This is a genomic window from Kistimonas ophiarachnellae (assembly GCF_057552235.1).
Genome location: NZ_BAAJPA010000008.1, coordinates 15,733 through 41,413 on the forward strand (window position 1 = coordinate 15,733; position 25,681 = coordinate 41,413).

The 25,681-nt window shown below is 46.5% G+C and carries 18 protein-coding genes; 6 read left to right on the top strand and 12 right to left on the bottom strand.

Annotated features, from left to right (window positions below; genetic code table 11):
• The first annotated feature begins 45 nt into the window (after window positions 1-45).
• A complete protein-coding gene (locus AC27K1_RS11325; RefSeq protein ID WP_487150646.1) occupies window positions 46-666 on the top strand; it encodes a LysE/ArgO family amino acid transporter in 621 nt (206 codons plus the stop codon).
• 57 nt (window positions 667-723) lie between these two features.
• Here AC27K1_RS11325 and AC27K1_RS11330 read toward each other — a convergent pair whose 3' ends face one another.
• Together AC27K1_RS11330 and AC27K1_RS11335 are read right to left on the bottom strand one after the other, a co-directional pair.
• Complete coding sequence (locus AC27K1_RS11330; RefSeq protein WP_487150648.1) at window positions 724-1,434, bottom strand: fimbrial biogenesis chaperone; 711 nt, start codon at window positions 1,432-1,434, stop codon at window positions 724-726.
• A gap of 87 nt (window positions 1,435-1,521) precedes the next feature.
• Window positions 1,522-2,358 carry a hypothetical protein gene (locus AC27K1_RS11335; protein WP_487150650.1) on the bottom strand — a complete coding sequence of 279 codons (837 nt, stop codon included), beginning with the start codon at window positions 2,356-2,358 and terminating at the stop codon, window positions 1,522-1,524.
• A 452-nt stretch (window positions 2,359-2,810) separates the two neighbouring features.
• On the opposite strand from AC27K1_RS11335, the gene AC27K1_RS11340 reads away from it, so the two are divergent.
• Window positions 2,811-4,601, top strand: coding sequence for a DEAD/DEAH box helicase (locus AC27K1_RS11340; protein WP_487150652.1), 1,791 nt, complete (start codon window positions 2,811-2,813; stop codon window positions 4,599-4,601).
• Window positions 4,602-4,676: 75 nt separating this feature from the next.
• On the opposite strand, the gene glnG is transcribed toward AC27K1_RS11340, so the two are convergent.
• From glnG to AC27K1_RS11370, 6 genes are all read right to left on the bottom strand, one after another.
• Window positions 4,677-6,122: a nitrogen regulation protein NR(I) gene (glnG, locus tag AC27K1_RS11345; RefSeq protein ID WP_487150653.1), complete on the bottom strand. Its 1,446-nt coding sequence runs from the start codon at window positions 6,120-6,122 to the stop codon at window positions 4,677-4,679.
• Entirely contained in the window at window positions 6,119-7,240 is a 1,122-nt protein-coding gene (gene glnL, locus AC27K1_RS11350; RefSeq protein WP_487150654.1) for a nitrogen regulation protein NR(II), read from the bottom strand. The genes glnG and glnL overlap by 4 nt, the downstream gene beginning before the upstream one ends.
• Window positions 7,241-7,427: 187 nt before the next feature.
• Window positions 7,428-8,036 (bottom strand): DUF4124 domain-containing protein, encoded by a 609-nt coding sequence (locus AC27K1_RS11355; protein ID WP_487150655.1) that lies wholly within the window; start codon window positions 8,034-8,036, stop codon window positions 7,428-7,430.
• Between the two features lie 79 nt (window positions 8,037-8,115).
• Window positions 8,116-8,346 carry a hypothetical protein gene (locus tag AC27K1_RS11360; protein WP_487150656.1) on the bottom strand — a complete coding sequence of 77 codons (231 nt, stop codon included), beginning with the start codon at window positions 8,344-8,346 and terminating at the stop codon, window positions 8,116-8,118.
• Between the two features lie 190 nt (window positions 8,347-8,536).
• Complete coding sequence (locus AC27K1_RS11365) at window positions 8,537-8,887, bottom strand: CorA family divalent cation transporter (RefSeq protein WP_487150657.1); 351 nt, start codon at window positions 8,885-8,887, stop codon at window positions 8,537-8,539.
• On the bottom strand, window positions 8,874-9,074 hold the full coding sequence (locus tag AC27K1_RS11370) for a hypothetical protein (protein WP_487150658.1): 201 nt from the start codon (window positions 9,072-9,074) through the stop codon (window positions 8,874-8,876). The genes AC27K1_RS11365 and AC27K1_RS11370 overlap by 14 nt, the downstream gene beginning before the upstream one ends.
• Window positions 9,075-9,594: 520 nt before the next feature.
• Here AC27K1_RS11370 and AC27K1_RS11375 point away from each other — a divergent pair.
• Window positions 9,595-12,963: a hypothetical protein gene (locus AC27K1_RS11375; RefSeq protein WP_487150660.1), complete on the top strand. Its 3,369-nt coding sequence runs from the start codon at window positions 9,595-9,597 to the stop codon at window positions 12,961-12,963.
• 84 nt (window positions 12,964-13,047) lie between these two features.
• Here AC27K1_RS11375 and AC27K1_RS11380 read toward each other — a convergent pair whose 3' ends face one another.
• Complete coding sequence (locus tag AC27K1_RS11380; protein WP_487150661.1) at window positions 13,048-13,725, bottom strand: DedA family protein; 678 nt, start codon at window positions 13,723-13,725, stop codon at window positions 13,048-13,050.
• A gap of 826 nt (window positions 13,726-14,551) precedes the next feature.
• Here AC27K1_RS11380 and AC27K1_RS11385 point away from each other — a divergent pair.
• Window positions 14,552-16,180 carry a hypothetical protein gene (locus AC27K1_RS11385; RefSeq protein WP_487150662.1) on the top strand — a complete coding sequence of 543 codons (1,629 nt, stop codon included), beginning with the start codon at window positions 14,552-14,554 and terminating at the stop codon, window positions 16,178-16,180.
• A gap of 327 nt (window positions 16,181-16,507) precedes the next feature.
• Window positions 16,508-17,743, top strand: coding sequence for a hypothetical protein (locus AC27K1_RS11390; protein WP_487150664.1), 1,236 nt, complete (start codon window positions 16,508-16,510; stop codon window positions 17,741-17,743).
• A gap of 357 nt (window positions 17,744-18,100) precedes the next feature.
• Here the strand turns inward: AC27K1_RS11390 and AC27K1_RS11395 are convergent, their stop codons facing one another.
• Together AC27K1_RS11395 and AC27K1_RS11400 are read right to left on the bottom strand one after the other, a co-directional pair.
• A complete protein-coding gene (locus AC27K1_RS11395) occupies window positions 18,101-18,559 on the bottom strand; it encodes a GNAT family N-acetyltransferase (RefSeq protein WP_487150666.1) in 459 nt (152 codons plus the stop codon).
• Window positions 18,560-18,817: 258 nt separating this feature from the next.
• On the bottom strand, window positions 18,818-19,000 hold the full coding sequence (locus AC27K1_RS11400; RefSeq protein WP_487150668.1) for a hypothetical protein: 183 nt from the start codon (window positions 18,998-19,000) through the stop codon (window positions 18,818-18,820).
• A gap of 652 nt (window positions 19,001-19,652) precedes the next feature.
• Here AC27K1_RS11400 and AC27K1_RS11405 point away from each other — a divergent pair.
• Window positions 19,653-23,312, top strand: coding sequence for an ankyrin repeat domain-containing protein (locus AC27K1_RS11405; protein WP_487150669.1), 3,660 nt, complete (start codon window positions 19,653-19,655; stop codon window positions 23,310-23,312).
• Window positions 23,313-23,362: 50 nt separating this feature from the next.
• Here AC27K1_RS11405 and AC27K1_RS11410 read toward each other — a convergent pair whose 3' ends face one another.
• Entirely contained in the window at window positions 23,363-25,384 is a 2,022-nt protein-coding gene (locus AC27K1_RS11410; protein WP_487150671.1) for a C2H2-type zinc finger protein, read from the bottom strand.
• Between the last annotated feature and the right edge of the window lie 297 nt (window positions 25,385-25,681).

A 25,681-nucleotide genomic window follows, 5' to 3' on the forward strand; every position in this document is an offset into this window, starting at 1 on the left:
CTGAAAATACACACTATACGTTTAATGGCGCCATAGGGAGAGGTCATGGAACTGCTGATGCCATTTGCCCGCGGCTTTGTTGTCAATGCCGGAATGATTGCTGCTATTGGTGCGATTAATGCGTTTGTGCTCCGCCAGGGTGTATTACGACAGCATTTGCTGGCGACTGTTTTATTCTGCGCGCTGGCGGATACGCTGCTTATTCTTGTCGGGGCGGCCGGTCTGGGACTGCTGATCTCCCAGGTGGACTGGCTGCTCAAAAGCGCCCTTTGGGCTGGTGTCGTTTTTTTGCTCTGGTACGCCTGGTTGACATTGCGCAGTGACCCCGAGCCTGAGCAGTTGATACTCAGCAGCCAAGGCAACAGAAATCTTCGTAAAACACTTTTAGTGTTGATGGGGCTGTATTTCATTAATCCCCAGACGCTTGTTGAAGTGGTGGTATTAATTGGATCCATGGCCGCCCAGTATCCGGATGACCAGCGTCTGGCGTTTACGGTGGGCTGTATTCTGTCATCGTGGATCTGGTTTTTTGGTTTTGGCTATGGTGCAAGGCGTCTGTCGCACCTGTTGTCTTCACGGACAGCATGGCTTTGGCTGAATCGAGTGACGGCACTGATTCTCGTGATTGTTGCTGTCTCAATGGCAAGGCAGGCGCTGATGTCGTAGTCCTGCTGCTTCAGGGGTGTCTGAAGCAACAGGACAGAAGGCAAATAGCGTCAGGTATCAGCTTTTGCCGGGTGAGAAGGTTTTAGTTTTTTCAAACTGGCCGTCAAACAAACCGTAGCGCACATAGCCTTTGGTGTCGGGCAGTTCCAGTGTCCAGCTCTGCCCGGCATACAGGCGGGTACCCTCTGACAAAGGTTTGCAGCTGTCATCCTTTTTACTTGTGCAGAATTTTCCGTTTCTCAGAACGGCGTTCATGTTGCCCCTGTTGGTGAAGACGATGGTATTCCCCTTCCACTCCGCCACGACGTCATATTTTGGGTTTGTGGGACGAATAAAGACCAGCGTCTGGTAGGCAATCAACAGCTTGATGGCGGTCTGTGTCGCCTGAATATCCCCGACGACGGGGCGAAATGTGACCCGATAGACTTCCTCTGTTGTGTTCGGGGTTTCCAGACTCACCAGACGTACTGTCTTGCGGCCATTGGGAGGAATAATGGCTTTCTGAGGTGTCGCCAGCAGTTTCAGTTTGTCCGGATCTGTAATTCTGATGCGTTCTTCATTCTCTCTTCCCGGGTTGATGACCTTGTAGACTTCCGTCTGCAGGTAGAGGTTTTCCGGATCCGGGTTGGACACCATGATGTCCTGCCTTGGCGGCTGGCCAGGCTCAAAGTAAACGATCATTTTGTCCAGCGACATGCTGGCGTGCAGCCCCGATGCTGCCACAGACAGCAGTGTGACCAGCAGAGGGGTAATAATCCTTCGCATCATAGTGGCTTCGTCCAGAAAAACAGGCGCAATAATACTGCGATTGTAAGTAGCCGCCGTAAAGGAATCCAGAGTGAATCTACTTCTGGATTACTCAGCGGCTACTGTAACCTGTGCGGCGCCGTAATAACGATTATCCTGCAAGTTGTTCCGTGCGGAATTGCTGAGGTCAATCGAGACGACAGGAGATGTACTGCAATCGCTTTGCCTGTCCAAGGGAAGCGTCCTGGCTGTTTGGAGATTGATAGGGGCTTGGGTTGACTGATCTGTCATAACCACCTGGTACGGGACTTCGTTGCCGGACTCCGAACTTAACACCATGCGCTGATCATTCCGGCTGCCACTGGCCTGCAGAGAGTAGTGGGACATGCCACTACCCTGCAGAGAGTAGTGGGACATGCCACTACCCTGTATACACAGTTTACGCTGCAGGGTGTTGGTAGGAATGATCTCGGCTGGTGCTTCGGGCAGAGGGTCGCCCGCAGCATTGCTGCTGGATTGCCTGGTTGTCGTGGTTTCCGCAGTCTCTGCCGTCGCTTCTGCAGCCTGTAAGGCCTGCACTTTCGATAACACCTGTTTGGCGGTCACGACTGTCACCGTTGTTGTATCACTGGTGGTGGCTGTCTCTGTTGCAGTGGTTTCTCCATTTGCTTCTGATACCACGTCAGGCTCAACGGAAAGGGTTTGTACCGATAACCGGGGCGGTATAACAAGGGTAATAGTGAAACTACCACTGGAGGTTTTGCCCACTGTCCCTTGGCTGGCCGCCTTGGACAGGGAGACATTACTTGCGACTGATGCCAGAAACAGCGCCAATAAAAAGCGACTGACGACACCACCAGGGCGGAACTGCTGTTGACTGGGCGCACACGCTGCTACCGGCATACTCCGGTGCGAGTGGTGAAGCCCGACTACTCGAACATCCATGTTACGACTGGCCTTCACTGATTTCTGATTTCAGTATAGGCCGGAGGAGTGGCTCTAAATCCTGTGTCTAGCCGTATTTAAACACCCATATCTGATAAGGGCGGGGTGTTTATCATTGCTTATGAAATAACGCCGTAGTCAGCGCCGGAATTCTGGCGAAAACAGGTATTCATCCCGCGTCACCTGCGGGAATCCCAGTATCAACGTGACCGGGAATCCGTTACAATTCGCCGCTTTATCGTACTGCGGTAGCAACACCCCGGTCTTTTCGAGTGACGAATCCGGAGTCTGTCTGGATATAGGTTGCCTCTGCAGCAGGGTATATCCAGACGGGGTCAGGCTTTCGGCCTCGCCAACACATTTGCCATGAATTCTTAACTATCATGTGCAGCTAAGGTTTGCGTCACCTTTGGTGAGGGAAACCTTATATTGACCAGAAAGGCGCATTTATCATGTCAGAAAACATTCCTCAGTTCCGGGAACTCGGACTTGCCGAGCCCATCCTGCAATCTTTGCAGGAACTGGGTTATGAAACTCCTTCACCGATCCAGGCGGAAAGTATTCCTCTGCTGCTGGATGGCTGTGACCTGCTGGGCCAGGCCCAGACCGGTACCGGCAAGACCGCTGCCTTCGCGCTGCCGCTGCTTAACAACATCGACCTGTCCAGCAAGGATACCCAGTTGCTGGTTCTGGCGCCGACCCGCGAGCTGGCGATCCAGGTTTCCGAAGCATTCCAGTCCTATGCCCGTTACCTGAAAGGGTTCCACGTGCTGCCGATCTACGGCGGCCAGAGCATGGGACAGCAGCTGCGCCAGTTGCAGCGTGGCGCCCAGATTATTGTCGGTACGCCAGGCCGGGTCATGGACCATATTCGCCGTGGCACCCTGAACCTGGACACCCTGAAGGCGCTGGTGCTGGATGAAGCCGACGAAATGCTGAAGATGGGCTTCATCGACGATATCGAGTGGATTCTGGAGCATACGCCGGAAGAGCGTCAGATCGCGCTGTTTTCCGCCACCATGCCGGAAGCAATCCGCAAGGTTGCACACCGTCACCTGAAGAATCCCCGTGAAGTCCGTATCAAGGCCAAGACGACAACTGTCGACACCATCGAGCAGTCTTACTGGCTGGTCAGCGGCCTGCACAAGCTGGATGCGTTGACCCGTATCCTGGAAACCGAAGAAAGCGACGGTCTGATCATTTTCGTGCGCACCAAGACCTCCAGTGTCGAGCTGGCGGAAAAGCTGGAAGCCCGTGGTTACGCCAGTGCCCCGCTGCACGGTGACATGACCCAGGCCCTGCGTGAGCGTACTGTTGAAAAACTGCGTGAAGGCAAACTGGATATCGTGGTAGCCACCGATGTGGCCGCCCGTGGTCTGGACGTTGAACGGATCAGCCACGTTATTAACTACGATATTCCTTACGATACTGAAGCTTACGTTCACCGTATCGGCCGTACCGGTCGTGCTGGTCGTAAGGGTAAGGCGATCCTGTTCGTGGCGAACCGCGAGCGTCGTATGCTGCGTTCCATTGAGCGCGCGACCCGCCAGACCATTCAGCAGCTGACCCTGCCGACCCGTGAACTGGTGGCCGAGCGTCGTGTGTCCAAGATGCTGCAGCAGGTTCAGGAAGCCCTCGACAACGAACAGCTGGATTTCTTCAAGGGTGTGGTGACCGATATGCGTCACCAGACCGAAGTCGACACCATCGACCTGGCTGCCGCCCTGCTGTTCCTGGCGCAGAAAGACCGTCCCCTGCAGCTGAAGGAAGAGCCGGTACGTACCCGTGAACCCCGTCAGCGTGATGACCGTGACGGTGGTCGTGAGCGTCGTGACCGCGGCGATCGAGGCGATCGTGGTGAGCGCCGCTCCCGTGAATTTGCCAATGTAAACATGCAGCGTTATCGCCTGGATGTTGGCCGTGAGCACGGCGTGATGCCGGGTAATATCGTTGGCGCCATTGCCAACGAAGCGGAGATCGACAACCGCTACATCGGTCACATCAAGCTGTTTGATACCTACAGCACGGTAGATCTGCCTGAAGGCATTCCTGGTGAAGTTCTGCAGCATCTGCAGAAAGTACGGGTCTGCGGCCGTCCCCTGAAGATGGAGCAGGTTCCCGGTGGTGGCGAGCAGCGTCCACCGCGTCGCGGAGGCCAGGGCGGCAACCGTCGTCGTGAAGGTGGTCGTGACGGCGGACGTGAAGGTGGCTACCAGCGTCGTCAGCCAGCCAGAACTGAATAAGGCCTGAAAAAAAAACCGCTATTGATTGATTCAATAGCGGTTTTTTTATGTCCCCATGTTTTTGTTTGTACTGCGTTACACGGCCTCGTCCAGCGCTTCTTCCTGATCGATGGTTTCCTCGTCGTTCATGCCGAGTTCCTTGATTTTCCGGGTCAGGGTATTACGTCCCCAGCCCAACAGAAGAGCGGCATCCCGTCGTCTGCCACAGGTATGCTTCAGCGCTGTTTCAATCATGATCCGCTCAAACGTGGGAACTGCCCGGTCCAGCAGGCCGCTTTCACCGCGGGTGAGCTGTTGGTCCGCCCAGTTGCGCAGCGCTTGTTCCCAGTTATTGCCGGTGGTTGATGACCGCTGTTGATCCAGCAGTTCCGGTGGCAGGTCAGATACGTGTACTTCCCGGCTGGAGGCCATCACCGTAATCCAGCGACAGGTGTTTTCCAGTTGTCGGACGTTGCCGGGCCAGTCCAGGCTGCTCATGTAGGCTTCCGTTTCCGGGCGGAGCAGCTTGGGTTCTACATTCAGTTCGCGCGCTGCTCGATCCAGGAAGTGACGGGTAAGCAACGGAATGTCTTCACGACGGTCGCCAAGACGCGGCAGGTGAACCCTGATGACATTCAACCGATGGAAGAGGTCTTCCCGAAAGGAACCTGCAGAGACCAGTTTTTCCAGGTTCTGGTGGGTGGCAGCGATAATTCGCACATCGACCTGTACAGGCGTATGACCGCCTACCCGGTAGAATTCACCGTCGGCCAGAACCCGTAAGAGCCGGGTCTGGGTTTCAGCAGGCATGTCGCCGATTTCATCCAGAAACAGGGTGCCGCCATTGGCCTGTTCAAATCGGCCGCGGCGCATCTGGTTGGCGCCGGTAAAGGCGCCTTTTTCATGGCCGAAAAGTTCAGATTCAATCAAGTCCTTGGGAATGGCTGCCATGTTCAGGGGAATAAACGGGTTGGCTGCACGCGGGCTGTGGCGATGCAGGGCATGGGCCACCAGTTCCTTACCGGTTCCTGATTCGCCGTTGATCAGCACCGTGATATTGGATTGTGACAGACGACCAATGGCGCGAAACACTTCCTGCATGGCAGGCGCTTCACCGATGATTTCCGGCGTAGCGGCTCTCTCCATCCCCGGGTGCTGAATTGCCTGTTCACGAACATGAGACAGTGCCCGTTTGATCAGGGTGACGGCTTCATCCACATCAAACGGCTTGGGCAGATATTCGAATGCACCTCCCTGGTAGGAGGCGACGGCACTGTCAAGATCTGAGTGTGCGGTCATGATGATAACGGGCAAGGCGGGATAGTCGTCCTTGATCAGCTTTAGCAAATCCAGGCCACCCGTACCGGGCATGCGGACATCGCTGATAATGACGTCAGGCTGCTTGCTCGCGATGGCGGCCAGTGCGGCATCCGCGGTTTCGAATCTGCTGGTCTGGATCCCCTCCTGGGCCATGGCGCGCTCAAGCACCCACCGAATGGAACGATCGTCGTCTATGATCCAGACGTTACCGGTTGTGCTCATGGTGCTGCTCCTGCATCTGCTTGTCTGTCTGGCTGTTCAAAGGGGATGAACAGGGAGAATACGGTTTTGCCGGGCTCACTTTCACAGGTAATGGCGCCGCTGTGCCGGGTGACAATGGATTGGGCAATACTCAGCCCCAGGCCGGTGCCGTCTGCCCGTCCGCTGATCATGGGATAGAACATGTTTTCCACCATGTCGGCGGGGATGCCGGGACCATTGTCAATAATGTCCAGGCGACAGATCAGTCGGTGGCGGATATTGCCAATGGTGAACTGGCGCATGATTCGTGTCTTGAGCGTAATATTGCCGTCGCTGAGTGGCATATGCTGGCTGATGGCCTGCATGGCGTTACGCACGATATTGAGGGTGGCTTGAATCAGCTGTTCGGCATCGGCGGAAATAGGGGGAATGCTGGGGTCATAGTTTCGGGTGAGGGTCATGTTACCGCCGGTTTCCGCATCGATAAGACTGCAAACCCGTTCCAGCACTTCATGGATATTCACCTCGGCCAGCCGGGGTGGTTTTATCGGCCCCAGCATGCGGTCCACCAGGTTACGCAGGCGATCCGCTTCTTCAATGATGACGTTGGTATAGTCTTTCAGGGATTCATCCGGCAGTTCCCGCGCCAGCAATTGGGCGGCGCCGCGAATGCCGCCAAGCGGATTCTTGATTTCATGGGCCAGACCGCGGACAAGGATCTTGGCCGTTTCCTGGCGGGTCTTGATGGTTTCCTCGCGGGTGATCCGCAATAGCCGGTCCCGGGGCTGGAGTTCCATTAACAGTGTCGTTTGACCATTCTCGGTCACTGGCGTGACGGTGTAATCAGCAGTCAGGGTGCTGCCATTGGGCAACTGTAGTTTGGCTTCACGCTTGGTATAACTGGTGGCATTGCTCAAGGCCTGCTGAAGGTGCTCGGTGGACGGCGGCTCTTCACGGAACAGTTCGTCGATATGCAAACCATGCAGTTGTCTGTCGCTGGCTTCGATCAGGGTTTCTGCAGCCGTATTCATATACTGGAGCTGCAATCGGGCATCAAAGGCCAGTACGGCAGTGGTCAGGTTTTCCAGTAATGTCTGGTACATGGGCAGTAATAATTCTTGTGGATAATCCGGTTGCATGTTGCACTCCTCCGGTTAATGCAAAAAGCAAACCAGTACCGGGAAACTATCGTGCATGACCCGCCTGGTGTTTGTGTTGTGTGCAGACGTGTTCCTGATTGGGGCGGGATATTTTGACATAGACAGCAAAATGCACCAACAAGGTGCATTGAGTTTTTTGGCGTTTCTTTACGCTGTAATCAGGAGGTTACGGGGTCGGTGCAATGGGTGGTGCAGGTTGCGGGTTAAACAGGGCCGAGTGACGATAAACATAAATGGTGCGTGGAGAACTGGAGAGCAGCACTTTTTTGCGCTGGTCCAGCACCTGTGCCGTCAGGGTGTGCTCTCCACGGTAGGGTTCTTTTATCGTGAAGCTGCCATCTTTACTGAGGCCTACCTCTTTACCGTTTTGCATGAGACGGATGAGATGCCCATTGAGTAGTTTCGGCGAGATGGTTGTTTTCACTGTGATTTCTGTGGGGTTACGCAGATTTTCTTTTTCTCCTGGCGTGGTAATCAGCACTTCATTGTAATTGTAGCGAGATGTTACAGGTTCTGGAGGCGTGGACTTCGATTTGATCAGGGGTTGGGTAGGCACAATCTGAGTTGGCTTCAGCTCAACGGCTTCAGCGTTTGCATCAGGTGCCGGATCATCGGTGTAAACGACAGACCCATCTTTTTCAATGACACGGTATATCTCAGAGTCAGCCAATGTATACGGCGCAATAAGCAGTGAAAAAAAAGTGACGGCCATCACTGCCTGTCTGGATACGTGCATGAAGTAGCCCTTGTTTTGATTGTTATCTGCCAACATCATAGCGGCTCGCAGAAGACAACTCCATTCTGGACTGGGCCTGTTGCAATAAAAAACAGACAGGTCTATCCGTGGAATGATTTTAGTCATCATTATCGTGGTAATTAATGTCACGAAGGATGAGTTTCGTCACTAAGCTACAGGGTTCCTGTGTTTTTATGAATTTACTAACGTCAGCAGGCTTCACAGTAATCCCTTTAAAAAAGTATCCGATGGAACTTAGTTTTCTAAGCCCTTTTTCAGATTTTGCGGCATACTCGGCCGCATCCCAACGGGTTAAATAGGCTGTGCCACGATTGAAACGAACACCCATAATATTTCTATCCTTAGACCATTTTTGTAATTGTAGTGGATGGGGATAGGTTTAATCGTATTTGGATGGTCATTTTTGGCGATAAACATCATGGGCATATGTTTTGAATATGATGCCGACATTTTATGCTTCTTCTTCAATTTCAGTGGATTAACATTGGTGGCATAGCATGATCAGGATCGCCAGCTCATCATATCCACTTACGGCGATAGAAAAACAACAACTGAATAATAAATAGCAGGCAGGGCAAACCGTAGAAAATCAAGAAGCCACTCTTGTCATCAGCACCGGGAATGCCGCTCAGATTGATACCGAGAAGGCCTGTCAGGAAAGTCATTGGCAGGAAAATAGTCGTGATCAGGGAGAGTAAATAAACACGCTGGTTCAGTGCATCAGACAGCAGGATCATCAGTTTGACCAAAACATCCCGTTGCGGGGCCACATAACGTCGGATGTACATCGTCTGGCGTCGAATCACCGCGAAATCATTTCGCAGTGCCGGATCATGTTCGGTCAGTAGCCGTTCTTCAAGGCCGGTCATCCAGAAGGTCAATCAGGATAATTTTGTGATTGGCCAGGTGGTCGCAGAGGAAGACGATAAAGCTGCCGGTATTTCCAGGGTAAAAGCCATCCTGAATATGGTTGGCGATACTGTTGATGGCATTAATGTAGCGGTTTGACACGGTTACGATCCGGTGCCGGGTGAAGTAGCCGCGAACCGGTGTCATATCCTCTTCGCGGGGGGATGTCTTTAAGATTGATCGCACGCAGGGAAATAAACAAACCTTGCCAGGGCTGGTTGGCTTTTGGATTGACCTGATCAGGCAGCAGCATGTCTTTGGCGATATCGGGCAGATCGCTGCCAGTGATTGATTTGATCCTGTGTCAGGGGCCGATCATGGGGCATGAATACAGGCATACATAAAACAATGGGACATGGTGTAACGTTCTTTGATTGAAAATGCTAAGAAAAGCTATCTTCGGGAACTCTTGTGGCATAGTTTTGTAAGGTAAGGCCAAGGCACTGTCAAAAATTGTGCTGTCACTTAATGAATTAGACGGTAGCTCATAATTTCCATATCTCACTGGATGCTCCTGAAAGGATAATAGTTTTTTCTGCATGTTTATGGTGAATAAAGAGAAGCTCAATATTCGGGAGTAATGGTAGGGGTGAGGTTGCTTTTTGAACGTATTATTATTGATGTTGGTTAATATCGTTGTGTTGAACGTTGTTGAAAAGAAAGTGTGGTGATATGGCTGGAGAGTCTTTTAATTCCGTTTAATGAAAATAAGGTCAGTGATTCAGATGATTTTGTTAGTGATGTTTTAAGTTGTTTGAAAAAATATATCTCACAATTTAATTTTTTGTGGGGAAAAATGATCAGGAAAGATTCACCAGTTCTACCGAAAACCAGGGAGGACACGTCAGCATCAAAGGAAAAAGCAGTGGCAGAGTCGATGGAAGCCATGTCACTGGAAGCAGGTAAAGCCGCTATGGCGTCGGGTGGTCATACTACACCAGCGGAACCTGTGGGCTTGCAGGCAAGGGTTGTGACACCTGTTATGCATAAAATGCTGGATGGTGTTCTTGCCTCAAATAAGAAAATATTACCTCAAATGAAAGGTGGCATATACGCTAAATTATTGGTGGAGCTAGAGTCATTTCTCATAAAGGGTTTCTTGGGACGTACGCAAGAAAGTGAAAGTGATGTGGCATTTATTGCTTGTGCGAGGAATGCATTCAATGGCTTCTGTAAGATGTATCCAAGTGAACCTGTATTAGTCATGTCTATTAAAGCACTGGTTTGTGAACAGGATAATGATCAAGTGATAAAGCGTTTTGGAGATGAACTAGCTGTAGTGGATGATAATTTTAACCTTCTACGTGTTAATATTATAAAGTTCACAATGCTGTATACTCTTATGTCAAGTGTTAAGCGGGGGTCGAAAACGCTTTCGTCAGATGAAAATAAATATATTGTTGAACAATATATGTGTAACTGCTTGAAAGATTTAAAAACACTACTATCTGTCAGAGATAAGAGTGATACCCTTGATTTTACCCGCTATGGAATGCTGATACTCTATCTTTTGAGTATGGAAATTTTAACAGAGATTGTTGCTGACCTGCAGGAAACGATTAAGAAAATTATATTGAATGCTTATGATTATTTACTTAATGATGAAATGGTCAAAAGTATTGCGTTTGATGACTATATACGAAGCTTGGGCTATCTATTTTCCATGTTTTTAGTTGAATATGATCATTGTGATACTAAATCATCTAAACATAATGAGAGTAGATTTTATGGGGTTTTGAAAAAAATATCGGAATGTGTGGTCGATGAGCCTGGGCATGGAGTAGAAATGTTTTTCAAGAAAGTTATGGCTAGGTATTCTTTTTGGACGGAAAATTATAATGAGGCTTTCTCATTTATCATGAGACATGTAAATGTCAATTCTGCAAATGATATAGTTACCTGGTATAGCCGTATACTGGTTATAATGACCTCGGTTGATTATGACATCATCATGGATAAAAGTGTGATAAAAATAATCATGGAAATACAAAAAGAATCTGTCATTGTTGATGTAAGTGAAGTCGAATTAGCACTTGAAGCAATTAATAATGAAAGAGTATTGCGTGATAGTGAAGCCAAGCAATATCTAGATAAACAAAAAATGATGATCAAAAGTAGCCATTTGTCGGAAAGACAAAGGCAAGAGAGGTTGGATAAAGCAGAGCTGGCGGCGTTAGACATAAAGAATTTAGATAAAAGTCTAAAAAGGCAGCCTCATACAGGAGTCAGAGATATTCTTCGTCCTGGCCGTCGGATGAACTATGTGGCAGAAAGACTCTCTCAGTATTTAGTGATGAAATTTTATACGTCAGTAGTACCAATCTTTGTATATGACGATGATCCGCAGACAGGCAGCCCTTCTTCTTTGCAGCGGGTTTCACCTCCCGCTGGTGCGGAGTCATTACCGGGCACAACCCTGAAAGGTGATGAACGACGGATAGTCAATGTCGCCGAAAAAGCGGTGGAAATGCTCGGCCATGAAACGACATTGCATTTGTTTGGTGAAGGTGTTTACCAACTTTTTCAGAAACGAGAAAGTGAGGCTGTCATCCATTTTACAAAACTATTGGAGAAAATTGAGAATGAGGAAAAGCAAGGGATAAGAGAAAACTATCCCTGTTTTGATCCATCACTGAAATTATGTCGGTTGTTAATCGGATTATGCTACGAGCGGCAGGGGGCTAAAGCAAAAGGAAAGGCTAAGGTAAGAGCAAAGATAAAACGTGAAAACTATGAAAAAGCACTGGAATTCCTTGCGACGAAAAAAACATTGGATTGTGCTGATAAAGTTATAGCTTTGGCACGCATATATTTAGCATTTAAAGACAAGCAAGCGATTAATCAATTATTGAAAAAGTACCCTGAGCCTCCCGGTGGCAACATTACCCTCTGGGAGGCGCTTGCGTTAACGGCACGTGATTCATCCTCAGATGAATCCACAGGCTTTAAAGCATTGAAAGCAGAAGCCAAAAGTGTGCTAAGGACTGCTGAACTTGATGAAGGCTTGGCTGCTGATAGCGCTGTGCCGTTGTGGCCAAAGATACAGGACGCCATTCTGCAACAGAAAAGTATTTTAACTCCAAGGGACTATCTAAAGTTTGAGCGCTTGGCTGAAGAGGGGATAGCTAGGCAGGCAAGTGCCACTCAAAAGAAAAAGAAAGGAAAAAAAAGCGCACCCAAAGTTGAGTCGAGCAAGAAGAGACAGCAACCGTTGGATACAAAGCAGGAGGAAGTTCAATCTCAGGAAATAAGGAAAACAGACACGCACAGAAGAGAACTTGATATACCTGCTGCTGAAAAACAAGAAATAAGCTATATGGATCAAGCCGAACAATGGGTTGCAAGCGATACCTACAAGCAGCAGGTAAGGGTTGTAGAAAAACAGATATGTGATGTTTCTGCCGACCTTGATTACGCCTCATTCTGGGAAGATTTTTATGATGTGTTCGAAATTATCACAAGCATGGGGAAGGGGTATGATCAGACCTTAACGCTATTGAATCTATTGATGCTGCAGGAGAGAACTTATCAACGATCAAGAGTGATTGCTGGTAGTAATCTTAACTACATTTGTAAAAAATATAAGATTGAAAAAAATCGAGAAGCTATTCGAGCCAAAAAGCTTAATCTTGCAACTAATTGGTTACAAAATGCAAAGGATGAATTGATTCTTGTATTTAAATCACTTGGCATTAAATTACCTGATGATTTTATGAAGAATATTACCGGTCTCTTTACCGATCAGACCCTCAGTACATTAAAAGATCCGATACTTTCGGCTTTTCTTAGTAAAAGTAAAGCACTGCGTACTCGATTGGCGGGTGTCATAGCGGCTATTGGTCACCTTATTGCAGAAGGAGAGCGGATAGACCGGTATAGAGGTCCCTCTGAGGCAGATGATTTTTTTCGGGTTGCCAATAAAATCAATCCGGATCGTGTCTACCGAAAGATGGGCTGTAGTTCTCTTACGCATACAGAGCTGGATAAAGCCCAAGGTGCAGAAGCAAAGTCCGGGCTACTGGCAGGCATTGTCTGATGGGGAGAATGGAAACAAATCCTGCCAGATAAACAGGCGAAGCAGGCTTCTGCCGACGTATGATACAGAAGCCTGATAACCGATTTACTCAATGGCAGCCATCGGCGGTACTTTCTTATAGCGCCGCACGAACCAGCTGGTTGTCACGCTGGCAATGGCAATGGCCAGGGTCGCAAAAGGCGCAATCATCAAGACCATGGTGGTGATGCGGGCCATGTTTTCGGGTAAGAGTGTCAGCATGTAACCCAGACCTGTCAGGAGCAATACCCAGGCTGTTGCACTGAGTCCTGCGAAACGGAAAAAACGGGTCTGGTTTTTAACTCTCAATCCCATCATCAACGGTAACAATGAACGGACGACTGGAATGAATCGCGCCACAAAAAGTGCAATGACACCATGGCGATTCAACAGGTTGTCTACTGTTTGCATTCTGTGTGGCGGAACCCTGTGCACCCAGCCCTTGACGGTCGGCAAGTGGTCCAGCCATCGCCCCTGGATATAGGCAAACCAGCTGCCAATGGCAGAGGCCAGAATCAACAGAAGGACGACCAGCTTAAAATCAATGACGCCCATTGCCCCGAGGGTGCCGGCTAAAATCACCACGCTGTCGCAGGGAAGCGGTGCCGCGGGCAGGAACGCACTCTCCAGCCAGATCACGAATGTCAGGCAAACATAGATCATGACCATGCTTTCAGGGTTCTGCAGCGCTACGAAATCCTGGTGCCACAGCGCCAGGAAAATAGACACAAAGGAATCAAGCATCTATAGGTACCTTGTCGTAAAGGTGGTTCAGTGACAGCGTTTTCTAACGGGTGAAGGGACTGTTCCCTGGCCAGGTATCCGGGGCAAAACACGCAATGTCACAGTCAGCAAGGGAGCTTGAGGAGATAGGCTAACTCCCGTAGGCACTAATCTATATAGTTGTAAACCGACGTACAGCGACCGGAAACGTAACAGAGACGCTGAGGGCACCGGTCACATGGCGGAGAGATTAAGCTGCATTGGCAGCGACATCAAGCAGGAAATGTGTGTCTGACACTATTCTTTACTCTGCGTATCTTTTTATATGATTGCGTCAGTTAACGCTAGTATGTCATTCCCTGGAAACTGTTACCGGTATCAATGAACGTCAGCTGAAGTCTTTGGTCTGTGTTGGCTATGAGCAGGTAAAAAGAAGCGGTATTTTTCACGATATCCTCTGAGTTCGATCCAGGTAACGAAACAAGGTAATGTAAGAATATTAAGAAAGGAGAAGGGCTCTTTTACTATTTATTCAGTTTGCTCATCTATTTAACAGAGACTGAGATGCAAAATAAAAAAATAGCCCTGTAATAGCTGGCTCAGATATATAAAGTTTCATTTTTGTTTTGGGGCTGCTTTGTGGTGCATTGATTAACAATATCTGTCAATCATGTTTTTTCGTGGTAAACGGCTTTAACAAGCTAAGTTGTGTTATTTATCATAACTGAATCTATAGAAGCTCAGAAAATTTCAAACATTATCTTTGAATCAATACGGGCAAGAACTAATGGGGGAATATTCTGTCCAAAAATCTTGATCATCGTTGTTAAACTCTGGATGTCATGATATGGAACAAGCAAGCAAAGTGACTTCAGCCAAAGGCGGAGGGCAACCTCATAAATCGTCCAAGGATGAAAAAGCTACGAGTTCATCAGGTTCAATGAAAGGTCGGCAAGTACAGACTGGCGAGGCGCTAACAGGCGCTGTTGCACAATCGGGAGCGCAGCTTGATACCGGTTTGATGGTTGCGACGGATACAGACGCCCGTCGTATGCGCTTGACAACAGAAACCCAAATACGGGAAAAAATGCAGGCTTCTCGAGAGAGGCATCACACTGAAAAACATTCCCGTTTTGTGCTTCGTGAGTGGCCTGAATTCAAATGTCGGCCTCATAAATTGTTTGAGATAGTCGTCTGTGCAAGACAGTACAGGCGTGGACACGAGTCATATACAGCAGGGTTTGGCGATTATGCGTTTGGTGATAGAAGTGTGTGCCTGCTTCTGCAAAAGCATAAGGGTAAGAACATGTTGTTTATAGCAGAAGTGTATATGCCCCAAGAGGATAGAGACCAAATATTAGGGGTATTAAAAAATATTTCCAGTGCTGCCAGTATAGAGTGTTATCTCGTCAATACCGCGAAAGACGAAGACAGTGATCCAGTAATAGAGGAGCATCTGGAAGGTATTCTCAACGAGGCATCTCTCATCGTAAGTGCTCCCAGTGGTTTGATTAGTGCTTTAAGAAAAAACACAGGGCGATATGTTAATAAAACGTTTTGTTTCAATGAATATCACTTCGAAACAGATTTCCTGGAGGCTGGTTATGAGGAAAGTCATATTATTCCTTGTCCTACAGGCTTTAGGGGAAATATGAAGATATGTCGTTGTTTTGGTATTTTCTTATCATATCCTTACGCTATTAGGGATGGTTTCGAAAATGATTTGTTGAAAGAGAATATACCGCTAACTGTCAATGAAGATGGCAGCGTCAAGAGAAACAGGCACACATATTATGTATATGTCAGTCACGTTCATTCACTTGCCAGTGTTGTATCATTGATTATTAGAATCACCTTAAATGAGCCGGATGATATTATTATTGTCGCAAAGACCAGCGAAGATGCCAGAGATATAATAAAACAGAGGATGCAAAAATTAGAACATTTTTCGGTAAAAGCAATAAGATTTAAATCAGCAGATATGGAAGAGCCGTTGTATGAAGGAACTGGGCAGATAAAGGGAAGAACAATATTGATACTCGATCCTTCTTCAATCGATAAGAGCGATACGGCGCTCCTGGTGAAATGCAACAGGCTCGTTGTTACCGGTGGTGACTTAAGCATGAGCGATGCGATTGTATTGAACAGGCTAACCATTCAGCATCCTAATGAAAAACGTCAGAATTTTTTGGGACTGTTTGGCGAGATGCGCGCCTTTGTAGAACATCACCAACAGTACCAGGAGACCTTGGCTGTGTATAAATCAGTGACCAATCTATTGCATGCAAAATCAACGAAACACTTGACGACGGACATCGCTCCAGATCTTCTTGATACTCTGAAAAGAGTATTCTCAGAGGATATGGATAATTTTGAGAAAGCCTTTATTGAACACTTTAAGTCGAATCCGGCTAATCATTTTGAAAAGGTGTTCTATGACCGAACAGATAAAATATTGGCTCAAGGAATCAAATAATTAAGAGAACGCATATATCGTGCAAAGTATATCACTTTCCCAAAGTTGGCCCGACCACCTTTGACGACAGGTCGATCACCAGGCTACAGCTGCGAACAGGCTTCGACGAAGCGTTTCAGAAGTGAAGGCATTGCCCTATTTTCAGTTACAGCGTCATTTTGAGTCACCCATCCGGAAAACCCTTGCCATATCACATTGATTGATCAAGATGTTATCGATTCTTACCTTGAGGGAGAGTGTAATACGTTTTACAAGCATGATAATGAGGGGAATTTAATTCAGGAGATTTTTATGTTCAGTGGGGCCTCTTTGCCCTCAGGTTCCGCAATGGCTGCGCAACAACAGGGCGGTGAAGAGACGCAAGCCGTGGCCGCAGAAGAGCAAAGCAGTATTGCAAGGGTTGTGTGTGAAGGGACTGGTCATACGTATCAAGTACCGGCGTCATCTCAAACTGCCGAAACGTCAGTTGAACAGAGGGCGTGTGAAGTGGTCAATCCATCCGCTTCTGTCAGGCCGGGGTGGTGGTCGATAGCATCAGGTTATACCCGACGTTTTGTCAATGCAGTCACATTCGGCTATATGAGCGCCTGGCTTGGTTCCGATGAAGAGAGGACGCTTCAGCCTGTCATTCCCAGTGTAGATACAGATCATGCTAATTCAGATTCTGATCAGAATGGAGACATGCCTGATGTACCTGATGCCCCTGCAGATGTACCAGCTCCCTTGGAGGATGAAGAGATTCAACTGACCTGTTGTGAACGATTCAAAGCCTTTTTTCAGAACTGTTATACCATTCTCAGTTTAGTTTTCCAGATGATATGTTCCTGCCTGTACCGCTGGTTTTGCTGTTGTTGTAAGAAGGATGATGATGCTGATTTGAAAGAGGTACAGTCAAAGGTGACTGGGATTAGTTTAGGCAGTGGTTCCGCTGAACCCGAATCTCCTGTTGTTGCCCGTCAACGTCGATACACACGACCGGAGATTTTGAAGTGGGGATCGAAGGAGAGAGAGGTAAAGATATATCCAACCAAAGATGCCTGGGATGCATATGAAAGAGAGAATAAGATATTAGAAAATGTTGTGGCACACTGGATGTGTGCTTTTAAATATTTTGTTGATGGTGGAACCTGGGGGATTGTCTGGAATCGAAATGCAGTTCGACAAAATCTTGAAGCTGCGGGTAATAACCTGATTCTTATTGTAGAAAATGTACGTTTTAACCGGGAAGATGATCTGCGGGATAAAAATCAAGAAATATCCGATGAAGTTTCAACGGGTGTAAGAAACAGGATATTTTCAGAAATTTTGTATTTGGTGTTTTCCAAAATAGAAATGTCTGATGTCAGAGTGAAAGAGCTCTATCAATTATTCCATGAAACCAGAACATCCTGTGAAAGGATAGAGGATAAGCCCGATGACCCCGATGGTGGTTGTAAACTTTTCCTCAATATAGGAACAGCCAACTGGAAGATATTACAAGGAATTGATATGGCTTATGGAACCTGTGCATACAGAATGGCCATCCAGAGACTTTTTGATGAAAGGGGACTTTCGTTAAGCTGATAGGATGTTGAAGAATTAATGAATGGCGGGTTCTCGATTAATAGTGCTAGTGGTTTATATCAAGAGTAATGTGATCTGCTCAATTCAACCGCACGCAACAATGTTTGCCTATGGGTTGATTCAGGCCATGTTGGCTTACTAACAAATAAACATGTAATACAGACAATTATTGCAAGAAGATCGCAGGCACCTCGTGAAGGGTTATTGCTGGCTGAAGTGTTTGTTTCAAAGCCAGCAGTTGGTAATCACTCAAATGCCTGCAGCGTTTCCGGCCTGTATACGTATTGGCTGCCTACCTGCACAAGCATGGCACTTTGTGTGGTATACCTTGTTTGTTACAAATGATCGGATCGGACGTCAAAGCGTGCGATGCATGATGTCAACCTCCTGGCCGTTGTAACAGAGGCTTTTGATCACTTTCCACCCAAGGTTTTCATAATAGGTACGGCTGGCAGGTGTGAATAAATATAACTCGCTGATGGAGTGGGTTGTGCAATCATCTACCAGGTGTTGAATCAGCCGTTTACCAATTCCCTGGTTTCTGTAGTCAGGATTCACGTACAAACTCGCCAGCCAAGGTGTCCAGGGCGCATCAATGTCCATGTCCTTGTGAAGGATGCTGATCGAGCCGAGCAATAGGCCATTGTCTATGGCAATAAACGTTGAAGGGACGGGAACCGGCTCAAGGCAGCCCTGTAGCGCTGATTTGAAATCTACCTGAGTTTCATTGGGATACAGGTTTCCCCACTCCGAGAAATGCCACTTTGCCAGGGTGTCAATCATGTCCGGCCGTTCTAATAGATTGATGATATCCATAACTGCTCAATAACGTTACAAAACCAATGCATCTTATATTGGCTGAAGGAGATGTGAATCCGTATTGTTATGCAGCACTTCGCGTAGAGCGGGGGGATCACCCCGGGGAAGACGGCAACTCTTTCTCCGGATCTGACAATGAATAAGCCGGAGAAAGAGAGGCTCGGTAAGGCCGGTCAGGTGTTCGGGTGCTCTGTTTCACCCATTTTTACCTGTAAATAATCGTTATATTGTGCGTGATAACACTCCCGGATGACATTAACGACGGTGGTAGTGTTTATGGGGTTGCAAGGCAATGGCCTGCAGTGTCTGCTCCCGCGGCAGCACCTGGTAGATGCTGCGGTAGTAGGCCGATTCAATGGTCTCTTTGGTCAGAGGGCTCAAGGTCACACCGATACGCTTTAAATAGGCAACCATATGACAAAGTGTCGGTTTACCCATGATCGTTCATCCTTACACATAAAGAAAACCCTGCTTACACAGGGCGTCAGGCCAGTTCGGGGCGATTCTTGTTGTTGGCGTTTTTGTTTTTCTCAGCCCCTGAAGATGACCATCCCTTCCAGTATTATCTGACATCAAAAGCGAAGAAATATTGACCTGAGACAGTGGTAAGTACGTATATGGGTAGTGGTATGTATGTGTCGAGGGTGTCGATTGCCAGTTGAGCTCAATTTCAGCGATATAGGTCGTGTAATTTTTGTACAGCACGCTGTCCACTACCCAAAAGATAGGCCTTGATGTAAGAAATAATATAGGTAATACGGCATTGCAACGGGCAGTCTTGATGATTCGAGTTAATATCATTTAGTTACTGGTTAAGCATATTGCCAACTGATAGTGAGATCATGGCCCCCATACGTAAACATCAGGAAGTATTACCTGGCATACCCGAAAAGGTCAGGCGTTATATCATGGCTGATGAAAACGAGTAAAAATAAAACAGGAGAGCTGACGTCAGGCAATAATAATTTTTTTGTTTCTGTTGTATATTAAATAAAAATACAACAGAAGAAATGACTGCATTGTTATAGATAATTATAAAAGAGTGCATAGAGTACTCTTAATGTCAGTTGTTGTATTGCTGGAGTGAGTTATGGATAAACTCAATTCAAACAAGAGTGCAGAAGAAAGCTTGGGAAGTTATTCTCAATCTTCTGGGCAGGGCGCTTCCGAAGAATCTTATCAATTAGGTTGTAGAATAATAAATCTTCTTGATCCACAAAAAGAGTTTTCTGCGGAAATACGACTAAGAGAAATAAAACGTTTGGTTAACCAAGGGGCTGATATTAATGCCAGGGACATTCGCAACCGAAATGCGTTAATGGTGTCTGCGAGCAATAGTAGATATATCGATATCACCAGCTTCCTGGTCAGCAATGGGGTTGAGGTTAATGCCTCTGATGCTCTCGGCCAAACGCCACTTCACTATGCCACTCAAGTGTTTGACAATCAAAAAACGATAGATGTTCTGGTTAAACAGGGCGCGAATGTAAATCAATTAGACTTATTAGGTCAGACTCCTTTGTTTTTGGTGGCTTCAGCCGATAATGCAAACGCTTATATTCAGTTTCTACTTGATCATGGTGCTTTGACTCATATCAATTTTCCAAATAAAAGCGGTATTACGCCAGCAGGTATAGCAAGCCAAAAAGCTAATATGTATGGGCTCTATTTACTACTGCAAGCAGGTGCAAATTTACCAGAAAATATGACCGTTGAAGCCAGACAGCGTGTCATATGGTGGGCTGCTGCATCAGCAGATCTGGATTCCCTTCGACGTTTTTTAAGTAAATTCTTGCTTCCTGATATTAATTTTACGCTCAATGGCAAAACCGTGCTTCAGGATATTGCTAAATTTCCAGGTAAGGGAAAAGTAATAGAAATGCTAATTTTGGCAGGTGCAGCCGTTCATCTGGAAAGCCCTGATGGAGAAACGCCGCTTCATATCGCGGCCCAAATAAAAAATAATGAAGAAAATCTGCAAGCTCTCCTGAAACACAGTGATCATGCTCAAGTCAATCAATTAACACGCACAGGTAAGACACCGCTTTCCCTGGCCCTGGAGCAGGGCAGTTACCCTGAAATGCCTTTACTTTTAATTGAAGCAGGTGCTGAACACCGTCAGGTTTTCAGGTTGAACATAGCTGCAAGGATGGGTGATCTCCCAACCGTCAAAAGATTACTGGAGCTGCGGGTGGATTTTCGCTGGGAAAATCATTGCGGTTCTGCGGCTCTTCATGAAGCTGTTAAGGGGAATCATCTCCGTGTTGTGAGTTGCCTGTGCGAGGCCGGTGCTGATGTTAATGAACAAAATTCTGAGGGTAATTGCGCACTGCATATTGCAGTTATGCAAAAAAATGAAGATATGGTTCATTTTTTGCTGGCGTCAGCATACGGTACTGATGTCAATATGGTCAATGCCCAGCACAAGACAGCATTACATCTTGCAACGCAAGGCTCTGGTATTGATCGCAATATCATTCACTGTCTTCTGAAAACCCCTGGCATTGAACTTGATATCGTAGATGAACAGCAACGAACACCACTATACAATGCCATTGGCATCAAGGATGTTGCCGTTATCAAAATGCTGTGTGTAGCTGGTGCAAGGACTGATATTGTTAATTCGAATGGCGACTTTACCCCATTGCATTATGCCGTCAGGTTGGGGGACATCGAAGTAATAAAGTGTATTTTTGATCATGCTGTCTGTCATAATTTTAATATGGTTAATAGCCGTGGAGAAACCATACTGCACTTGGCCGTCTCGATAGAAAACTGGAGTGTATTTAACTATTTGTTAACTGAGCAAATAGATAAACTTGATATCAACAGACTCAGCTTTAACAGAAATACGCCGCTATCATTATGTAGAAGTGATGCGATGCGCGATCTTCTATGTAAGGCTGGTGCTAAAACGAATGATCTGGATGTCATGGCGACACCACCACCTCAACAGTGTAGAACCTTGAGTAAAGACGATAGGGTGCTAGCCGCCAACATACTACTTGGAGAAGCCATCAAGGAAAGTAATATTGTCGCATTTGAGTTCTTATGTCGTGCTGGTGCTGCCATTAATAAGTTTGATGATAAGGGGTATTGTCCATTACACACGGCCGTTATGGAAGACAAGCTCAAGATGGTTGATTATTTGCTGACCGAAAAGCGTTCCATTATCGATGTTAATGTCGTCAGCGCAACGAAAAGAACCCCATTGTTTCTTGCAGCAGCAGATAATCGTATTGAAATATTGGATCGGCTAATGGAAGAGCCTGACATTGATGTTGATATCGAAGATTATTTGCTCACAACACCGCTATTAATTGCAGTAAGAAATCGACATATTCATGTTGTAAAAAAATTATGTTTATCGGGCGCCAGGATTGATCTTTGTGATACTAATTTTGAATCTCCCTTGGTGTATGCAAACAAAACAGGCTTAATCGAGATGGTGAGGTGCATTTTTGATCACGCTACGTGCAAGGATTTTAATCTAAGAGATCAAAATGGAAATACACTCCTGCATATAGCTGTCATTGAAGATAAAGGCGAGGTATTGGAGTACCTTTTGGCGGAACATAAAGAAAAGTTCGACGTTAACCAGAGACTTCCCAAAAACAACAGGACAGCACTCATGCTTGCCTCGGAGCATGGAAGATTAACGTTGTGCAAAATGCTTATAAACGCTGGAGCCAAAACAAACCTTGCAGATAGTGAAGGAAATACGGCTCTCCATATTGCCGCCAGGGCTGCCCGTTTAGACATAGTAAAACTATTATGCAAATTCAACGCTGATGTAAACCTGCTGAACCATTCAGGTCAAACACCATTAGCAGGAGCCATCAGTGATGAAGTGCATTCAAGCGTTGTCTCCTGCCTGCTCTCAGAGAGCAATATTGCAGTCAATCGTGCATTGAGAGACCGGTTTACCCCTTTGCATTATGCTGTGTCTAATGGAGATGTATCGTCAGTGAACCTCCTTTTAAAGGCTGGTGCTGACACGAATATAAGAGCGTGTGATCGAGATACGGCGCCAAGGCTGGTGACACCCGTTCATTTAGCTGTTATAAGGCATTGTGGAAATAGCGACCTTATTCAATCATTGATTAAACAAAGTTATACGGATATTAACCTGCCATGTTTACATGGGAATGCTAATACACCATTAGATGAAGCCTGTGGAATGAATGTCCCCGAGGGAAAGATTGCATTAGATTGCCTTATAGCTGCTGGCGCCAATACTGAATGTCGTGATATGAACCAGGAGACCCCGTTATATCATGCTGCATGTAATGCCTCCGTAAATAGGGTGGAAGGTTTGATAGGTGCCTCCTGTAGAATCCATTTGAATTATCGATCAGGAGAAACCCCGTTACATAACGCGGCTCGTATTCCTCGTAAAATGAATATGTCATCCTTATTAAAAGCTGGTAGTAATATTGATCAGTCTAATGATGATAATCTTACGGTAAGAGAGATACTCCAAGAACTGATCAATCAGGAAGATGTTGGTTTCAGCGAGAAAGATTATAATGATCTCATTAAAGATATTTCTGAAAAACCGCCAGCACTAAAGTTTCCACGTTGTTATAGTTTAAAGAGTCAGTGCCGAATGAAAATCAGGGGTGCCTTAATAAGTAAATACAACGTGATTGATTGTTTAGATCTAAATCAAAAATGGAAGGACTATTTGGGAGGGCTGACAGATGAATTACTTGAAAGTAGAGCGCAATCAACTGTATTGCCTCAATAAATAGTGCTGGAGCCAGGTGTTATGCAATCGGTCATTTTTTGTAATGGCTTTTACCCATTTTTCGATGCTGTTTCTTCGATGTCTTCTGGTTTTTCTTTTGAAAAATTATTGTATTTCTCAGTGTGGGATTTTAATCTTGTCATCGTTTCAGTTATCTCTTTATCAATAATAAACGTTGCCAGTGTATCTTCTTTTACGGTGTTTAAAATTGTTCTGATGGATTTTAATATTAATGAGTGCGCATGAAGATAATGCTTGACTATAGCTGTTGTTATTTTATCTTCAGAACGTGTATTTTGTTCATGTGTTAAAACAGATCTCAACATATGAATGGATGAATTGAGTAAGTGAAGATGGGATAGTAAATCCAGGGTTAATCTATTTTGGCTTTCATAGGATTGTTTGAGTGAGCCTGTTTTTTCCAGCATTATTACACTTTCATTGATGATTGCTGTCAGGTATTCGTGTAGTGCGCGCTCGTTTGCCTGCATTGTCTTGTTGCTGTTTATTCTATCTATCAAAGACTGGTTTTGACCTTTAAAGTCCAGAATCTTTTCCATACACTGCTTGAGCACACTTTTCTTCCAAGCCGGGCCTTTTGGGATTTCGAGCATCTGGGCTAACGCTGTCAGCTGCGGTTTGAGTGATTCACCATCACTGCATGCTCCTGATGAGCTGGAGTCACTGGTCGGGCTGGATAAAGAAACCGGCTGTTGTGTTGGTGCTGGAGAGGATGGCGTTGAACCTACTGGCTCCATCTCCCAGTGGGAACAGCTGGCTTGTGGTGAGGATGGCAGATTGCTTGATGGCGACGACGAGTCCTGAATCCCGGCAGTGCCTGATGGTGTGCTACGCAGCAGTGCTTCCATGTCGACGGTCGGCGGTTTCTTGCCAAATCCCAGCAATTGCTCCAGCGATATCTGTAATTCCTCGTCGTTGTCATCGTCGTACTGGCTGAATGGCGATTGCTGCTGAGTTGCCAAATGAGGAGGCAGGGCTGGTCTATTCAGGAATACTTCTTCACCTTCTCCTGCAGCATGTGCTTCTTGTGGTGTTGGGGCATCGTGAGATGTCATTATTGCCCCACTTTCGATATTTTCATTTTCACTAGTGGCTGCGACCTTTTTGGATGTCTTTTGATCTGATGCTGACACATCTCTACTGCTTGTCGAGGGTGTGGGTGGTTGTGTCTGTCGCTGTTGTAAAGCTTCACCCTTGACTGGATAAGCATGTGCTTTTTTATGTTTTGATAAAGCATGTGAGTCATAAAAACGCTTGTGGCAAAGCGGGCATTCAAATCTTTTTATTCCGTAATGACGATTCATGTGATCATTAAAGTGAGTTGATCTGCTCATGGTTTTTTTACATTTCTTGCATGTGAAAATATGTGTTCTTATATGTTGTTCGAATTTCTTCTGGTCATTTGTTTTATAACGGTTGCAATCATTCCATTGGCAAATAAAGGGTGGTGATTGAGTGATTCTATGTGCCTTTGACAGGTGGTTTCTCAACTTTAATAGTGTATTGAACGGAAAGCCACAATGACTTCTATCGCTTTTAACCCAGTCGCATGTATAGTATGGATGCTGATCGTCAGGGGCACTACTAATCCTGGATATCCGGGGAATTCCTTTTTTACTGCGGCGTTGAGTCTTTGGTTTAGTGGTTTGTGTTGCAGTTACCTTAATTTTTGTATCTGCGGTATTCTTCACTTGTTTACGTGAATCATTGTCTGATGGTACGGGTTCTGTGGCTTCTGGCCTGGTTGTTGCTGATGGTAATGGTGGAAAGCCTGTTTCATCTTTCGATTGTTGAACCTCCATGGGAAATAGAAGGTGAGATCGTTGGGGCATGAGGGCTATTGCGGCAGGCCATATCCTGCCAGGTGAGTCGTTACTTGAAGAGGAGCTGGCAAAGGTTCCCTGCATAGGGGCTAGCTGTAGTGTTTCGCGATTTGGGCTATTGTTATCAGGATTAACTATATTGACCACACGTCCTGATGATGTTGCGCTTTCAGAGCGTGGCTCCTGTGAGTGGGTCGTGTGACTTGAAGAAGGTGAAAGAGGTTCCACGTAATCATTCCTGCACTCTGATTGAGTTTTCAGCAGTCTATGTCGTCAGCTGAGAGCTATGAATAACAAAACGGTGAGTGGCCTTGTCAATGTGTTTTCGGTAAGGAAAGTGAGAGTCTCCTTTATCTTTTTTAATATCCTTACCGATTAAATGATCCCTGTCATTGGAAAAAACGGGATCAATAACAGCGTACAATGTAATGGTAATAGGTTGTATCGGTAGCATTAGTCAGTTAGTACCCGGAACAGGTAATGCTTTCCGTACCTGAGAATTGATGGATTAGGCAATATTCCAGT

Excerpts from the sequence above, each read along its gene's own strand:
- AC27K1_RS11385 (WP_487150662.1), top strand. The coding sequence starts at position 14,552 with ATGGAACAAGCAAGCAAAGTGACTTCAGCCAAAGGCGGAGGGCAACCT.
- AC27K1_RS11340 (WP_487150652.1), top strand. The coding sequence starts at position 2,811 with ATGTCAGAAAACATTCCTCAGTTCCGGGAACTCGGACTTGCCGAGCCC.
- AC27K1_RS11380 (WP_487150661.1), bottom strand. The coding sequence starts at position 13,725 with ATGCTTGATTCCTTTGTGTCTATTTTCCTGGCGCTGTGGCACCAGGAT.
- AC27K1_RS11325 (WP_487150646.1), top strand. The coding sequence starts at position 46 with ATGGAACTGCTGATGCCATTTGCCCGCGGCTTTGTTGTCAATGCCGGA.
- AC27K1_RS11400 (WP_487150668.1), bottom strand. The coding sequence starts at position 19,000 with ATGGGTAAACCGACACTTTGTCATATGGTTGCCTATTTAAAGCGTATC.
- AC27K1_RS11395 (WP_487150666.1), bottom strand. The coding sequence starts at position 18,559 with ATGGATATCATCAATCTATTAGAACGGCCGGACATGATTGACACCCTG.
- AC27K1_RS11370 (WP_487150658.1), bottom strand. The coding sequence starts at position 9,074 with ATGACACCGGTTCGCGGCTACTTCACCCGGCACCGGATCGTAACCGTG.
- glnG (WP_487150653.1), bottom strand. The coding sequence starts at position 6,122 with ATGAGCACAACCGGTAACGTCTGGATCATAGACGACGATCGTTCCATT.
- AC27K1_RS11405 (WP_487150669.1), top strand. The coding sequence starts at position 19,653 with ATGGATAAACTCAATTCAAACAAGAGTGCAGAAGAAAGCTTGGGAAGT.
- AC27K1_RS11360 (WP_487150656.1), bottom strand. The coding sequence starts at position 8,346 with ATGGGTGTTCGTTTCAATCGTGGCACAGCCTATTTAACCCGTTGGGAT.
- AC27K1_RS11390 (WP_487150664.1), top strand. The coding sequence starts at position 16,508 with ATGGCTGCGCAACAACAGGGCGGTGAAGAGACGCAAGCCGTGGCCGCA.
- AC27K1_RS11330 (WP_487150648.1), bottom strand. The coding sequence starts at position 1,434 with ATGATGCGAAGGATTATTACCCCTCTGCTGGTCACACTGCTGTCTGTG.
- AC27K1_RS11365 (WP_487150657.1), bottom strand. The coding sequence starts at position 8,887 with ATGACCGGCCTTGAAGAACGGCTACTGACCGAACATGATCCGGCACTG.
- AC27K1_RS11355 (WP_487150655.1), bottom strand. The coding sequence starts at position 8,036 with ATGATGTTGGCAGATAACAATCAAAACAAGGGCTACTTCATGCACGTA.
- glnL (WP_487150654.1), bottom strand. The coding sequence starts at position 7,240 with ATGCAACCGGATTATCCACAAGAATTATTACTGCCCATGTACCAGACA.
- AC27K1_RS11335 (WP_487150650.1), bottom strand. The coding sequence starts at position 2,358 with ATGGATGTTCGAGTAGTCGGGCTTCACCACTCGCACCGGAGTATGCCG.